Source organism: Nocardia nova NBRC 15556 (assembly GCF_001613005.1).
Taxonomy (GTDB): Bacteria; Actinomycetota; Actinomycetes; order Mycobacteriales; family Mycobacteriaceae; genus Nocardia; species Nocardia nova.
Window position 1 is genome coordinate 65,308 of the sequence record NZ_BDBN01000045.1, and the last position, 14,827, is coordinate 80,134.

The following is a 14,827-nucleotide window of genomic DNA, read 5'->3' on the forward strand; positions in this document are numbered from 1 at the left end:
ATGGGACACCGGTCACCTGGCCGCACTGGTCTTTATGACCCGGCGAACGAGCACGACTCCTGCGGTGTCGCGTTCGTCGTCGACATGCATGGCCGTCGTAGCCGCGACATCGTCGACAAGGCTATTACGGCACTGCTGAACCTGGAGCACCGTGGTGCTGCGGGTGCGGAACCCAACTCCGGTGACGGTGCGGGCATCATGATCCAGCTTCCTGACCGGTTCTTCCGGGCCGTGCTGGCGGAGAATGGTGCCAACTTCGAGTTGCCGCCGGAAGGCTCCTACGCCACCGGTATCGCATTCCTGCCGCAGGCCCGCCGCGAGGCCGCCCGCGCCTGCTACCGGGTCGAGAAGATCGTCAAGGAAGAGGGCCTGGCCGTTCTGGGCTGGCGCGAGGTTCCGATCGACGAGTCCTCCCTGGGTGCGCTGTCGCGCGACGCCATGCCGACGTTCCGTCAGCTGTTCATCGCCTCGCCCGCCGATGCCGCCGAGCAGCTCGGTGGAATGGATCTGGAGCGGCGTGCCTACGTCGTGCGCAAGCGGGTCGAGCACGAGCTCGGCAAGCAGGGCGCCGGCGAGGGTGCGGTCGGCCGCGAGACCGTCTACTTCCCGAGCCTGTCCGGCCAGACCTTCGTCTACAAGGGCATGTTCACCACCCCGCAGCTGCGGGCGTTCTACCTGGATCTGCAGGACGACCGGGTGGAGTCGGCGCTGGGCATCGTGCACTCGCGCTTCTCGACCAACACCTTCCCGTCCTGGCCGCTGGCCCACCCGTTCCGCCGCGTCGCGCACAACGGTGAGATCAACACCGTCACCGGTAACGAGAACTGGATGCGCGCGCGTGAAGCGCTGCTGAACTCCGAGATCTTCGGCACCGACAGCGAGGGCAACAACCGGCTGGAGAAGATCTTCCCGGTCTGCACCCCGGGCGCCTCCGACACCGCGCGCTTCGACGAGGTGCTGGAACTGCTGCACCTCGGTGGCCGCAGCCTGCCGCACGCCGTGCTGATGATGATCCCGGAGGCCTGGGAGCGGCACGAGTCGATGGACCCGGCGCAGCGCGCCTTCTACCGCTACCACTCCATGCTGATGGAGCCGTGGGACGGTCCGGCCTCGGTGTGCTTCACCGACGGCACCGTGGTCGGCGCGGTGCTGGACCGCAACGGTCTGCGCCCCTCCCGCATCTGGGTCACCGAGGACGGCCTGGTCGTCATGGCCTCCGAGGTCGGCGTGCTCGACATCGAGCCGTCGAAGGTGGTCCGCAAGGCCCGTCTGCAGCCCGGCCGCATGTTCCTGGTCGACACCTCGCAGGGCCGCATCATCAGCGACGACGAGATCAAGTCGCAGCTGGCGGCCGAGCAGCCGTACCAGGAGTGGCTCGACGAGGGCATCACCAAGCTCGCCGAGCTGCCCGACCGTCCGCACGAGCACATGTCGCACGACCGCGTGCTCATCCGTCAGCAGATCTTCGGATACTCCACCGAGGAACTGAGCCTGCTGATCTCGCCGATGGCCAAGACCGGCGGTGAGGCGCTGGGTTCGATGGGCACCGACACGCCGATCGCCGTGCTGTCCTCGCGTCCGCGTCTGCTGTTCGACTACTTCGCGCAGCTGTTCGCCCAGGTCACCAACCCGCCGCTGGACGCCATCCGCGAGGAGGTCGTCACCAGCCTGCGCAGCACCATCGGCCCTGAGGCCGACCTGCTGCATCCGGGTCCGGAATCCTGTCGCCACATCACGCTGACCCAGCCGATTCTCGACAACGACGAGCTGGCCAAGCTCGTCCACATCAACGACGACGGTTCGCGGCCCGAGCTGCGTTCGGTGGTCGTGCGCGGCCTCTACTCGGTGAAGAAGGGTGGCAAGGGCCTGCGCAAGGCACTCGAGGCGATCAACGCCCAGGTGTCGGCCGCCATCGACGGCGGCGCGCGGATCATCGTGCTGTCCGACCGGGAATCCAACGAGAAGCTGGCGCCGATTCCGTCGCTGCTGCTCACCGCCTCGGTGCACCACCACCTGGTGCGCGAGCGCACCCGCACCAAGGTCGGCCTGGTGGTCGAGGCCGGTGACGCCCGCGAGGTGCACCACATGGCCATGCTGGTCGGCTTCGGCGCGGCCGCGATCAACCCCTACATGGCCTTCGAGTCGATCGAGGACATGCTCGAGCGCGGCGCGCTGGAGATGCCCGGCAGCACCGGCGACAAGGCGGCGGACTACGCGGCGGCCGTCAAGAACTACAACAAGGCGGCCGGCAAGGGCGTACTGAAGGTGATGTCCAAGATGGGCATCTCCACCATCGCCTCCTACCGCGGCGCGCAGCTGTTCCAGGTCGTGGGTCTGTCGCAGGAACTCTGCGACCAGTACTTCACCGGCCTGACCTCGCCGCTGGACGGCATCGGTCTCGACGACATCGCCGCCGAGGTCGCCGCCCGCCACCGGATCGCCTTCCTGGAGAACCGCACCGAGCGCGCGCACCGCGAGCTCGAGATCGGCGGTGAGTACCAGTGGCGGCGCGAGGGTGAGTACCACCTGTTCAACCCGGACACGGTGTTCAAGCTGCAGCACGCGACCCGCTCGGGTCAGTACTCGATCTTCAAGGAGTACACCAAGCTGGTCGACGACCAGTCCGAGCGCCTGGCCTCGCTGCGCGGCCTGTTCAAGTTCAAGACCGAGGGCCGGCACCCGATTCCGGTCGAGCAGGTCGAGCCCGCCAGCGAGATCGTGAAGCGCTTCTCCACCGGCGCGATGAGCTACGGCTCGATCTCGGCGGAGGCGCACGAGACCCTCGCCATCGCGATGAACCGCCTCGGCGGCCGTTCCAACTCGGGTGAGGGCGGCGAGTCGCCGGCTCGCTTCGAGCCGGAGGACAGCGGTGACTGGCGGCGCAGCGCGATCAAGCAGGTGGCGTCGGGTCGCTTCGGCGTGACCGCGCACTACCTGACCAACTGCACCGACATCCAGATCAAGATGGCCCAGGGCGCCAAGCCCGGTGAGGGCGGTCAGCTGCCCGCGCACAAGGTGTACCCGTGGGTCGCCGAGGTGCGGCACTCGACGCCGGGTGTCGGCCTGATCTCGCCGCCGCCGCACCACGACATCTACTCGATCGAGGATCTGGCCCAGCTGATCCACGACCTGAAGAACGCGAATCCGCAGGCTCGGATTCACGTGAAACTTGTCGCGGAGCCGGGTGTGGGAACGGTCGCGGCCGGTGTGTCGAAGGCTCACGCCGACGTCGTGCTGATCTCCGGCCACGACGGTGGTACCGGCGCCTCGCCGCTGACCTCGCTGAAGCACGCGGGCGGCCCCTGGGAACTCGGCCTGGCCGAGACCCAGCAGACCCTGCTGCTCAACGGTCTGCGCGACCGCATCGTGGTGCAGGTCGACGGCCAGATGAAGACCGGCCGCGACGTGCTGATCGGCGCCTTGCTCGGCGCCGAGGAGTACGGCTTCGCGACCGCTCCGCTGGTGGTCTCCGGCTGCGTCATGATGCGCGTCTGCCACCTCGACACCTGCCCGGTCGGCGTCGCGACCCAGAATCCGGTGCTGCGTCAGCGCTTCACCGGTAAGCCCGAATTCGTCGAGAACTTCTTCATGTTCATCGCCGAAGAGGTGCGGGAGCTGCTGGCCTCGCTGGGTCTGCGCTCGCTCGACGAGGCCATCGGCCGGGTCGACCTGCTCGACACGACCAAGGCCAAGGAGCACTGGAAGGCGAGCAAGCTGGATCTGTCGCCGATCCTCGACGATGTCGAGACGGCGTTCATGTACCAGGACCGCCGCTGCACCAAGACTCAGGACCACGGCCTGGACAAGGCGCTGGACAACCAGCTCATCGCCCAGGCGGCGGATGCGCTCGAGCGCGGCAAGCCGGTCAAGTTCGAGACCAAGATCACGAACGTGAACCGCACGGTCGGCACCATGCTCGGCCACGAGGTGACCAAGCTCTACGGTGGCGCCGGCCTGCCCGACGACACCATCGACATCACCTTCACCGGTTCGGCGGGCAACAGCTTCGGCGCGTTCGTCCCGGCCGGTATCACCCTGCGGGTGTTCGGTGATGCCAACGACTATGTGGGCAAGGGCCTTTCGGGCGGACACCTGGTGGTGCGGCCGTCGCTGAACGCGCCGGAGTCCTTCGTCGCCGAAGAGAACATCATCGCGGGCAACGTGATCCTGTTCGGCGCCACCAGCGGTGAGGCGTTCATCCGCGGTGTGGTCGGCGAGCGGTTCTGCGTGCGCAACTCGGGCGCCACCGCGGTGGTCGAGGGCGTGGGTGATCACGGCTGCGAGTACATGACCGGTGGCCGGGTCGTCATCCTCGGCGAGACCGGGCGCAACTTCGGTGCCGGTATGTCGGGCGGTATCGCCTACATCTACAACCCGAACGGCACGTTCGAAGCCAACCTCAACACCGAGCTGGTGGATATCGAACAGCTCGAGGGCGAGGACTTCACCTGGCTGCGCGACGTCGTCGCGAGCCATCGCGACGCGACGGGTTCGGCAGTGGCCGAACGCATCCTGAGCGATTGGTCGCAGCAGGTGAACCACTTCGTGAAGGTTATGCCTCGCGACTACAAGAAGGTATTGCTCGCTATCTCCGAGGCTGAGAAGGCCGGGCGGGATGTCGACGAGGCGATCATGGAGGCCGCACGTGGATAACGTGAGACGCGTGCAAGACGCACGGACGGTCCTGAGAGGCGAAAATACGGAGGCCGCACGTGGGTGATCCACAGGGATTTCTGAAGCACACCAGCCGGGAACTGCCCACTCGGCGTCCGGTACCGCTGCGCCTGATGGACTGGAAAGAGGTCTACGAGGAGAACTACTCCCACCAGACCCTGCAGACCCAGGCCAGCCGCTGCATGGACTGCGGCATCCCGTTCTGCCACAACGGCTGCCCGCTGGGGAACCTGATTCCCGAGTGGAACGACCTGGTCTACCGGGATCGCTGGCGCGAGGGCATCGACCGTCTGCACGCGACCAACAACTTCCCGGAATTCACCGGGCGGTTGTGCCCGGCGCCGTGTGAAGCGTCGTGTGTGCTCGGTATCAACCAGGATCCGGTCACCATCAAGCAGGTCGAGGTCGAACTCATCGAGAACGCCTTCGACGAGGGCTGGGTGCAGCCGGTCTATCCGACCCGCCTGACCGGGAAGAAGGTCGCGGTCGTGGGTTCGGGTCCGGCCGGTCTGGCCGCGGCCCAGCAGCTGACCCGCGCCGGCCACACCGTCACGGTGTTCGAGCGCGACGACCGCATCGGTGGCCTGCTGCGCTACGGCATTCCGGAATTCAAGATGGAGAAGCGCTTCATCGACCGCCGCCTGGCGCAGATGGAGGCCGAGGGCACCATCTTCAAGGCGGGCGTGAACGTCGGTGTCGACATCACCGCAGAGCAACTGCGTGAGCAGTTCGACGCGGTGGTGCTCGCGGGTGGTTCCACCATCGCGCGGGACCTGCCGATTCCGGGTCGCGATCTGGACGGCATCCACCAGGCGATGGAATTCCTGCCGCTGGCCAACCGGGTTCAGCTGGGCGACCCGGTCGCCGACGAGGAGGGCCTGCCGAGGATCCACGCCAAGGGCAAGAAGGTCGTCATCATCGGTGGCGGTGACACCGGCGCCGACTGCCTGGGCACCTCGCACCGCCAAGGCGCGGCGAGCGTCCACCAGTTCGAGATCATGCCGAGGCCGCCGGAGGAGCGGGCCGAGTCGACCCCGTGGCCGACCTACCCTCTGATGTTCCGGGTCTCCTCGGCGCACGAAGAGGGTGGCGAGCGCGTCTTCTCGGTGAACACCGAACGGTTCATCGGTGCGGACGGCAAGGTCACCGGCCTGCAGGCGCACGAGGTCCGTAACGTCAACGGCCGCTTCGAGAAGGTCGAGGGCACCGACTTCACCCTGGAGGCCGATCTGGTCCTGCTGGCGATGGGCTTCGTCGGCCCGCAGAAGCCGGGTCTGCTCGAGGATCTCGGCGTGGGCTACGACCAGCGTGGCAACGTCAAGCGCGGTAAGGACTTCCAGACCACCGTGCCCGGCGTCTTCGTCGCCGGCGATATGGGGCGTGGTCAGTCGCTGATCGTATGGGCCATCGCCGAGGGCCGCGCCGCCGCCTCGGCGGTGGACAAGCACCTCGAGGGTGAGACCGCGCTGCCGGCGCCGATCGCTCCGACGGCGGTCGCCCAGCGCTGAGTCCCGGCCGGGACGGCGGGGGCCGACTGTCGGTCGAACAATCGAAAATACGAGGCGTCCACGGGCTTTCGAGCCCGTGGACGCCTGTTTTTTCGCCCTGTACTGCGAAAACGTGTACCCGCGTCCCAAACATCGGAAATCGGACGGCATTTCGAGCTCGGATGGCAGTTCCACCGTGCCGCCGTTATCCTGAGCACCGGTATGTCGTAAATGCTCTTGGTCCGCGTCCGAACTCGTTCACGAGTTCACGGACGCGGGCGGTTTTTGCTTCGCCGGGAATTTACCGCGCGGCAATGTGGCGGCGGCATCATCAGCGGCGAATACATATGGGGAGCCCCGGCGAGGGCTGGCTTGAACTGGAGCAGCATGCGGTTGAAGAAGGTTGTCGCGGCCGCCGGGGCGGCAGTCGCGGTACTGGCTGGTATGGCAGTGTCGGGTACCGCGGTCGGAAGCGGTTCCGCGAGCGCGGATCCCGGTTGCCCGAGCCTGTATGTCGTCGCGATTCCGGGCACCTGGGAGACCGGTGATCACAAGCCCGACCATATGGTCGGCCCCGGCATGCTGTCGGGTGTGACGCGCGGCCTGCCGAGTTCGACGGACGTCGACTACGTCAGCTACGCCGCGACCGCCTTCCCGTGGGAGGGCGATGTCTACGGCGCCTCCAAGAAGGAAGCGACCGACAACGCGCGCGGCCTCATCCAGGCGATGGCGGCCCGCTGCGCCGGTACGCACTACGCGATCGTCGGTTACAGCCAGGGTGCGGATGCCGCGGGCGATCTGGCCGCCGAGATCGGCACCGGCCTGGGCGCCGTTTCGCCGGACCGCGTTTCGGGTGTCGGCCTGATCTCCGATCCGCGTCGTTCGCCCACCGACGTCCAGGTCGGCCCGGTGGTCGGCGGCGCGGGCGCCGGTGGCCCGCGCGTGGGTGGATTCGGCTTCCTCAGCGACCGGGTGCGCACCATCTGCGCGGCCGGTGACCTGTACTGCTCCACCGAGGACACCGACTACGTCACCCGCTTCGCCGGCTTCCTGGCGCAGGCCTCCGGTGCGAGCGCGGCGAACCTGTGGCGCTACCAGCTCGAGGCGGGGTCGATCATCGGCGACCTGATGGCGCACGGCGGTGTCGCGGCCCTGCAGTCGCAGCTCACCGACGACGCCAACCAGCAGCGGGTGGAACAGCTCGAGCACTTCTACCAGTCCGGCACGCACACCTCCTACGGCAGCTATTCGGTGGGCGGCGGCCAGACCGCGATCTCCTGGATGCACAACTGGATCGCCGGAATGGCATGAGCCGGTAAGGCGCCCGTGAAGGCCACCCCGCGTCGAGCGGGGTGGCCTTCACCGTTTCGGGGATCAGCCGGGATCAGCCGGCGGAACCGGTCGGCGGGAGCTGGGGCAGCTGCGGGCCGGGTGCCGGCTGGTTCTCCGGTCCGCGGTCTCGATCGCCGTGGTTGTCGCCGCGGTTGTCGCGATCGGGTCCGCGGTGGTCGCCGTCGTGATCGCGGTCGCCGGGGTGGTTGTCGCGGTCGATGGCGACCGCGCTGGGGGTGTTGGCCGGGGCGTCGGCGAAGGCCGGCACGGCGAGCGCGGACAGGGGAACGACGACGAGCGCACCGGCGACGGCGACGCGGGTCGCGAGGCGGCGGGTGCGGTTCTTCGGCTTCGCGGTGGTCTGCAAGGTTTCGGCCTTTCGTCTGCGAAATACGGAGCCGTGCTGGGGATTCGGACCGGGCGGCCCGGCGGCTCACGAGTACATCGAAACGCCGCCGGCTGGGACGGCGATGTTCGCGAACTGTGAATGAACTTTGAAGCGACCAGGCCACGGTGCCGCGATCCCGGTCACGAGCACCGAATCCGTGTTCCACACAGCGAACGAGGGCCGCTCCCGGAAAGGGAACGGCCCTCGTATGTTCCTCGGCTGTGCGGTTCGATCAGCCGAACGAGCCGGTGGGCGGGGGTCCGGGCAGGAAGCCGCCGGGACCGGACTGCCACGGGCCGTTGTCGTGATCGTGATCGCGATCGTGATGATGACGCCACCCGTCGTGATCGTGGTCGTGCCAGTCGATCTGCGTGGCGGACGGGGTATCGGCGAAAGCGGGTACCGCGACCGCGGCGACGGGGGCGGCCGCGATCGCGCCGGCGACGGCGACGCGGGCGATCAGCCGGCGGCGCGAGGAACTCGTGGAGGAGAGCAACGGACTACCTTTCTCGGAACACGGGCCGCCGGGCGGGGCCCGTGGTCATTCATGGAACGACTCGTTGCTGTGTCCGGCAGGCTTTCGGGCTGGCAATCGGCTGTGAACTTCCGCCACCCGCACAGCTTTCGGATGCTCCCGCCCCTACGCTCTGCTCAGATCGCGTCGCCGGCCGCAGCGGGACGATTCCGCGGCAGCAGATCCCACACGTGGCTGTTCTCGTTGATCGTCGCGGCGGTGCGATTACCGCTACGGGAGAACAGAATCCGGGTGATCGAGCAGTAGTCGATCGGAAAGGTCAGGGGGCGTTCGAGTCCGAGAATGTCCTGGAGCAGCACGTTCACCACTCCGCCGTGGGCGAAGGCGACAACCGTATCGGCCGGTTCGGCGGCCGCGACGAGTTCCGACACCGTGCCCAGCACCCGCGCCACGAACGCGGGCCCGTCGATCTGTTCGGGCAGATGTCCGGCCTTGATCCGGTCGTAGGTGGCGCGGAAATCGCGCTTGGCGTCCTCGATCGGGATATACGCGGGCAGATCGCGGTCGTATTCGGCCAGCCCGTCGAGTACCTCGACCGGCAGTCCCAACTTCTCGGCCGTCGGCGCGGCGGTATCGCGGGCCCGCCGCTGCGGACTGCTCACCACCCGCGCGATACGATGCTCGCCCCCGGCGAACCGGGCGATCACGGCCGGTACCCGCCGAGCCTGCTCGACACCGAGTTCGGTGAGTTCGGGATCGGCGGGACCGGAGGTGGTCAGCACCCGGCCGGGCTGGGCATGACGCACGAGAACAAGCTGCACGGATCTACTGTGCCGGACGCGGGTTCCGGGTTCGCGAACGGGTGCGCGCGCCCCGGCGCCGGCGGTGCGGTCAGCGTCCCTCGCCCTGTCCCGTGCGCGGTTTGACCAGTGGGAACGGCAGGGTTTCGCGGATACTGCGGCCGGTGATGAGCATGACCACACGATCCACACCCACACCCAGACCGCCGGTCGGCGGCATCGCGAATTCCAGTGCCTCGAGGAAGTCCTCGTCCAGTTCCATGGCCTCCGGATCACCGCCCGCGGCCAGCAGCGACTGTTCGGTCAGGCGGCGGCGCTGTTCGATCGGATTGGTCAATTCGCTGTAGGCGGTACCCAGTTCGACCCCCCAGGCCACCAGATCCCAGCGTTCGGCCACACCGTCGATGCGGCGATGCGCGCGCGTCAGCGGTGACACGGAGGTCGGGAAGTCGATGTAGAAGGTCGGCTCCTGGGTGCGTTCCTCGACGAGGTGCTCGTACATCTCGAGCACGATCTGCCCGGCGTCCCAGCCCGGCTGATACGGCACCTCGACCTTGTCGCACAGCAACCGGAGCCGATCCACCGGGGTATCGGGAGTGACGGTCTCGCCGACGGCCTCGGAGATGGCGCCGTGCACGGTGCGCACCGGCCAGTCGCCGGAGATGTCGACCTCGGTCAGCGTCCCGTCCGCACCCGGCCGCAGGGCCACGCAGGCGCCGTTGGCCGCGATCGCCGCATTCTGTATGAGCTGCCGGCACGCGTGCATCATGCGCTCGTAATCACTGTGCGCCTCATAGGCTTCCAGAATCGTGAATTCCGGATTGTGGCTGTAGTCCACACCCTCGTTGCGGAACACCCGGCCCAGTTCGAAGACCTTCTCCATCCCGCCCACACACAGCCGCTTGAGGTACAGCTCCGGGGCGATGCGCAGGTACAGGTCCAGATCGTAGGCATTGATGTGGGTGCGGAAGGGCGCAGCGTTGGCGCCGCCGTGCACCTGCTGCAGCACCGGCGTCTCGACCTCGAGGAAACCCCAGCCGGTCAACGTATCCCGCAGCGATCGCACCACGGCGCTGCGTTTGGCCAGTACCTCGCGCGCCTCGACGTTGATCGTCATATCGACGTAGCGCTGCCGCACCCGCGCCTCGGGGTCGGCGAGTCCGCGCCACTTGTCCGGCAGCGGATGCAGGCATTTGCCGATCATCCGCCAGTCCTGGGCGAGCAGCGACAGCTCGCCCCGGCGGCTCGCGCCGATCTGGCCGCTCACCTCGATCAGATCGCCCAGATCGAAGTACTCGCCGAACGAACTCGAGCGGCGTTGGCCGACCCGGCCTCGGTCGATGAGGATCTGGATATCGCCGGACCAGTCGCGCAGCGTCGCGAAGGTGACGCCGCCGTGGTCGCGGATCCGCAACAGCCGTCCGCATACTCGCACCGTGGTGCCCTTGGGGGAGCGGCGGGCATCGGCGATCGAATGGGTCGGGGCGTAGGCCACCGGATAGGCGTCGATATCGGCCGATTCGAGCCGGCGCACCTTGTCCATCCGCACCCGCACCTGTTCGGGGCGGCGGGCGGCGGCCTGTTCGAGGGCCGAGGGCGGTGCCTCGGGCGGGCTGCCGTCGGCGTGCAGCCCGGTGATGGTGGCCGGCACCGCGGAATGCAGACCGGTGTGGGCGGAGGCATCCGGCTGCTTGCCGAAGCGCGGCAGGAAGCCCTCGGCCAGCGCGCTGGCGAGCGCGACCCGCGGCAACTGGCGGCGCTCCTCGAAGATGAAGAACCGCGGCACCCACTGCGGCTGATATTTCACATTCGACCGGTACAGCGCCTCGAGTTGCCACCAGCGGCTGAAGAACATCAGCACACTGCGCCACAGCCGCAGCACCGGGCCGGCGCCGATCCGGCTGCCCTCCTCGAAGACCGAGCGGAATACCGCGAAGTTCAGCGATACCCGGGTGATCCCGTACTGTTCCGAGGTCAGCGCCAGCTGGGAGATCATGAATTCCATGATTCCGTTGGGGCCCTTGGGATCTCGTCGCATCACGTCGAGCGAGACCCCGCTGCGGCCCCAGGGCACCAGCGACAGCATGCCCCACACCCGGCCGTCGCGATCGAGCGCCTCCACCAGCAGGCTGTCGCCGTCGAGCCGGTCGCCGAGCCGGCCCAGCGCCATCGAGAAGCCGCGTTCGGTTTCGGTATCGCGCCAGGAATCGGCGCGGGCGATCATCTGCGCCATCTCGTCCGGCGAGAGTTCGCTGTGGCGGCGGACCCGGACGGTGAAGCCCTGTTTGTGCAGGCGGTTGGCGGCCTGGCGCACCTGCTTCATCTCGGGCCCGGCCAGCGAGAACGAACGGGTGTCGAGAATCGCCTCGTCGCCCAGACGCAGCGCGGACAGGCCGGCCCGGCGGTAGGCGGTGGCGCCGAGTTCCCCGGCGCCCATCACCGCCGGGGCCCAGCCGTATTCGTCGGCCAGTCGCAACCAGGCATCGATGGCCTGCGGCCACGCCTCCCGCACACCGATCGGATCACCGGAGGCCAGGCATACGCCGAGTTCGACGCGGAAGGTGATCGCCGCCTTACCGCTGGGCGCGAAAACCACGGCCTTGTCGCGGCGAGTCGCGAAGTAGCCCAGCGAATCCTCGACATCGGAGCGGGCCAGCAGGCCGCGCACCGCGGATTCGTCCAGCCCGGTCATCGCGTTGGAGGCGCGTTGCGACCGGAACAGCACCAGCGCGGCGGCCAGCAGTGCGATGGCACCGAACAGGCCGAGCAGCAGATTCACCACATGCGGCGGGTGGCCGTCGAAGTTGTTGTCGGCCACCAGAATTGTCGCGGTGACCCGCGAGATCGCCCACAGCGGGCGCTGCGCACCGCGTGGCAGGCTGCCGGGGAACAGTTCCACCAGCCCCCACCCGAGCAGGCTGCTGATCACCAGCCCGCTGACCAGGACGCCGAGCGCCTTCCACACCGCGCCCCGCCGCACCCGGGTGTAGAACTCCGGCCATGCCGCGATCATCAGGCCGATCACCGCGAGGTGGACGAACAGCGCGGCCAGCGCGTGCGGATCCTGTTCCTCGGCGAAATCCAGTCCGTTGGCGAGCGCGAACAGCGCCATGTACCCGACCAGCAGCCACCAGGCGATGCGTTTACGGGAGGCCGTCGCGCCGGCGAGCAGACCGACGATCACCGCCCACATCAGGTTCGTGTCGGGCGCGTCGAAATAGTAGGCGTCGAGGTAGTGCCGCGGGACCGAGGTGATGTAGCGCAGGCCGGGCGAAATACTCCACAGCGCACACAGAGCCGAGAACACGCCGAGCACCAGGCCGGCCAGATGAGGGACTTCGCTCAGCCGACCGTGGGCGCGATGCGGAACCGGTGACGAAGGTGATCTGCGGTCGCGCGAGTGGAGCTGGTCTTGCGTGGAAGTCACCGCACCAGTGTGCGGGCTGGGGCCGCCCGAGGGGAGAAGGCCACCGGGCGAGTCCTGCTCGTGCACGGTCATATTCGATCCTTTCGCCGGACCCCGGTGCCGACCGGGACGGGGGCGGCGTGCGGCCCGCCGAGCGCGGCGGTAAAGATGTAACCCATGTCGGATCCAGTCGATGTGCCGATCGAAGACGAAGTCATTCGACTCGGGCAATTCCTGAAGCTGGCCAATCTCATCGACAGCGGGTCGGAGGCCAAGACCGTGATCGCCGCCGGACTCGTGCGCGTCAACGACGAGGTGGAACTACGGCGGGGCCGCCAGCTCCATGCCGGAGACGTGGTCGCACTCGCCGGCCACCGCGTGCGGGTGGCAGGCGGATAGTTCGGCAGGCGCGGGGCCGGCCGGCCCGGCGGCGATCGGCGACTCATTCCGCGCGGACGACGACCCCGTCGTGATCGCTGTAGAGCATCTCGCCCGGAACGAAGGTGACGCCGCCGAATTCGACCGGCACATCGCGTTCGCCGGATCCGGTCTGGGTGCTCTTGCGCGGGTTGGTGCCCAGCGCCTTGATGCCGATGGGCAGGGTGCGCAGAATCGCCGAATCGCGGACGCCGCCGTTGATCACGACGCCGGACCAGCCGTTGTCGACTCCACGGCCGGCGATCACGTCACCGACGAGGGCGGTGTGAATGCTCGCGCCGCCGTCCACGACCAGCACACGTCCGTCACCGGGTTCGCTGAGAGTCTGCTTGACCAACAGATTGTCCTGGAAGCAGCGAATGGTGACGATGCGCCCGCTGAACACCGGATTGCCGCCGAACTGCGTGAATTGCGTATCGCAGCTACGAATCTCGGGGCCGATCTCGTCGGCGAGGTCGGCGGTTGCCACTAGGTTTGCTGAATCGGTCACGAAATAAGCTTGCCATGCGGGCGACGATCGGATCCTGAGACCTTCGCCGCGTGACGCGGGGCCGCCCGGTTCAGCTGTCGAGGGTGCGCTGATACTCCGCGATCTTGGTCGTCAGATTGTGGGTGGTGTGTTTGACCGACAGTTTGACGAACGGCTCGATGGTCTTGCCCAGCACCTTGCCCGCGAGTCCGCCCGGCACCCGGTATTCGACGATGGCGTCCACCGTGCAGTCGCGGTCGCCGCGGGGATGGAACAGGAAGGTCGATTCGATCTCGAATCCGGTCACGGCCTTCACCGAGATCGCGACGTTCTTCTCCCAGCGCACGATCTCCAACCGCGAGGTCAGCGAGGCGGGGCCCAGTTTGATCTCGGTGTCGAACGTCGCGCCCAGCCCGGCCACCTGATCGGTGATCGGGCGGAAGGAATGGACCTCGGTGACGAATTCCGGCAGATGGCGATGGTCGTTGACGTAGTCGAACGCGGTCTCGGCCGGCGCGGCGCAATCGGCCACGATCTTCACTGCGGTCATGCGGTAACCGTAACGTGTTCCAGTCCGGCCCGGACCGGATGTAATTGCTATCACTCCAGTTCGGAGGCCTGTCCGGCCCGGGCTCGGACTCAGGCCGTCACCGCCAGCGTCGCCGCCAGGCCGAACACCGCGGCCATCACCACGACCTCGATCAGGGCGCGGCGCAGCGAGGAGTCCGCGGTCATCCGGTGGTCGGTGGCCACCGGAACCCAGCTGCGCCGCCACCACCAGCCGAGGCCGAGCAGCGCGACCGCCATCACCGTCTTCGCCAGCAGGATGCGGCCGTATCCGGTATCGACCAGGGCGGCCGGACCGCCGACCCGGACCAGCCCGTTCACCACGCCGGTCACCGTCACCGCGGCCACCGCGGGCAGCGCCCAGCCGGAATAGCGTGGCAGGATCACCGCCCACTCACCGCGGGTGCGCACGACCAGCGCCAGCGCCAGCAGCAGGCCGAACCAGACGGCGGCGGCCAGGGCGTGGACCGCGGCCAGCACCGATCCCAGCGTCTGCTGTGACATATGGCCGGTGATCGGGCGCAGCACCAGCGTCACCGCGGCGAAGACCAGCACCAGATCGGCGGTCGCGCGGTCCGGTCGCCGGAAGGCCAGCGTGCTGTAGCAGGCGACGGCCGCGGTGCCGATCAGCACGGCGATGCCGATCTGGCCCCCGCTGACATGCGTGAGGTAGTCGCCGAAATCGCCGGCGCGCAACCGGGTGAGCGGTACCCCCACCACCTCGGCGGCCTCGGTGGCCAGCAGCACGAATTCAGCCACCGCCCAGAGGCCGCCGAAGACGGCCAGCAGCC

Annotated in this window: 11 protein-coding genes; 4 read left to right on the forward strand and 7 right to left on the reverse strand. The window is 68.0% G+C overall.

The genetic code is table 11. From position 1 onward, the window contains the following. The 3 genes from gltB to NN2_RS19030 all read left to right on the forward strand — a co-directional run bounded on the left by gltB (nt 1) and on the right by NN2_RS19030 (nt 7,472). Nucleotides 1-4,653: a glutamate synthase large subunit gene (gltB, locus tag NN2_RS19020; protein WP_063015300.1), complete on the forward strand. Its 4,653-nt coding sequence runs from the start codon at nt 1-3 to the stop codon at nt 4,651-4,653. A gap of 59 nt (nt 4,654-4,712) precedes the next feature. Next, entirely contained in the window at nt 4,713-6,182 is a 1,470-nt protein-coding gene (locus tag NN2_RS19025) for a glutamate synthase subunit beta (protein WP_063015301.1), read from the forward strand. A gap of 366 nt (nt 6,183-6,548) precedes the next feature. Continuing rightward, nucleotides 6,549-7,472: a cutinase family protein gene (locus tag NN2_RS19030; RefSeq protein WP_082857092.1), complete on the forward strand. Its 924-nt coding sequence runs from the start codon at nt 6,549-6,551 to the stop codon at nt 7,470-7,472. Nucleotides 7,473-7,545: 73 nt separating this feature from the next. Here NN2_RS19030 and NN2_RS19035 read toward each other — a convergent pair whose 3' ends face one another. From NN2_RS19035 to lysX, 4 genes are all read right to left on the reverse strand, one after another. Beyond that, nucleotides 7,546-7,860, reverse strand: coding sequence for a hypothetical protein (locus tag NN2_RS19035; protein WP_063015302.1), 315 nt, complete (start codon nt 7,858-7,860; stop codon nt 7,546-7,548). Between the two features lie 253 nt (nt 7,861-8,113). Further along, entirely contained in the window at nt 8,114-8,377 is a 264-nt protein-coding gene (locus tag NN2_RS19040; protein WP_063015303.1) for a hypothetical protein, read from the reverse strand. 155 nt (nt 8,378-8,532) lie between these two features. Beyond that, on the reverse strand, nt 8,533-9,177 hold the full coding sequence (locus tag NN2_RS19045) for a histidine phosphatase family protein (protein ID WP_063015304.1): 645 nt from the start codon (nt 9,175-9,177) through the stop codon (nt 8,533-8,535). Between the two features lie 70 nt (nt 9,178-9,247). Next, the gene (gene lysX / locus NN2_RS19050; RefSeq protein ID WP_063015317.1) at nt 9,248-12,583 is read right to left on the reverse strand and encodes a bifunctional lysylphosphatidylglycerol synthetase/lysine--tRNA ligase LysX; all 3,336 of its coding nucleotides are present in this window, start codon (nt 12,581-12,583) and stop codon (nt 9,248-9,250) included. A gap of 156 nt (nt 12,584-12,739) precedes the next feature. Between lysX and NN2_RS19055 the strand changes: the two genes are divergently transcribed. After that, complete coding sequence (locus NN2_RS19055) at nt 12,740-12,961, forward strand: RNA-binding S4 domain-containing protein (RefSeq protein WP_030516732.1); 222 nt, start codon at nt 12,740-12,742, stop codon at nt 12,959-12,961. 43 nt (nt 12,962-13,004) lie between these two features. Here NN2_RS19055 and rraA read toward each other — a convergent pair whose 3' ends face one another. From rraA to NN2_RS19070, 3 genes are all read right to left on the reverse strand, one after another. Further along, on the reverse strand, nt 13,005-13,490 hold the full coding sequence (gene rraA / locus NN2_RS19060; protein WP_030516733.1) for a ribonuclease E activity regulator RraA: 486 nt from the start codon (nt 13,488-13,490) through the stop codon (nt 13,005-13,007). A 70-nt stretch (nt 13,491-13,560) separates the two neighbouring features. After that, a complete protein-coding gene (locus NN2_RS19065) occupies nt 13,561-14,019 on the reverse strand; it encodes an SRPBCC family protein (protein ID WP_063015305.1) in 459 nt (152 codons plus the stop codon). Nucleotides 14,020-14,108: 89 nt separating this feature from the next. Continuing rightward, nucleotides 14,109-14,827, reverse strand: a 719-nt coding sequence (locus NN2_RS19070; protein ID WP_063015306.1) for a CopD family protein, incomplete at its 5' end; no start/stop codon positions are given.

What these genes read in the sequence shown, in the direction of transcription:
- NN2_RS19055 (WP_030516732.1), top strand. Translation starts at nt 12,740, where the DNA reads ATGTCGGATCCAGTCGATGTGCCGATCGAAGACGAAGTCATTCGACTC.
- NN2_RS19030 (WP_082857092.1), top strand. Translation starts at nt 6,549, where the DNA reads ATGCGGTTGAAGAAGGTTGTCGCGGCCGCCGGGGCGGCAGTCGCGGTA.
- gltB (WP_063015300.1), top strand. Translation starts at nt 1, where the DNA reads ATGGGACACCGGTCACCTGGCCGCACTGGTCTTTATGACCCGGCGAAC.
- NN2_RS19065 (WP_063015305.1), bottom strand. Translation starts at nt 14,019, where the DNA reads ATGACCGCAGTGAAGATCGTGGCCGATTGCGCCGCGCCGGCCGAGACC.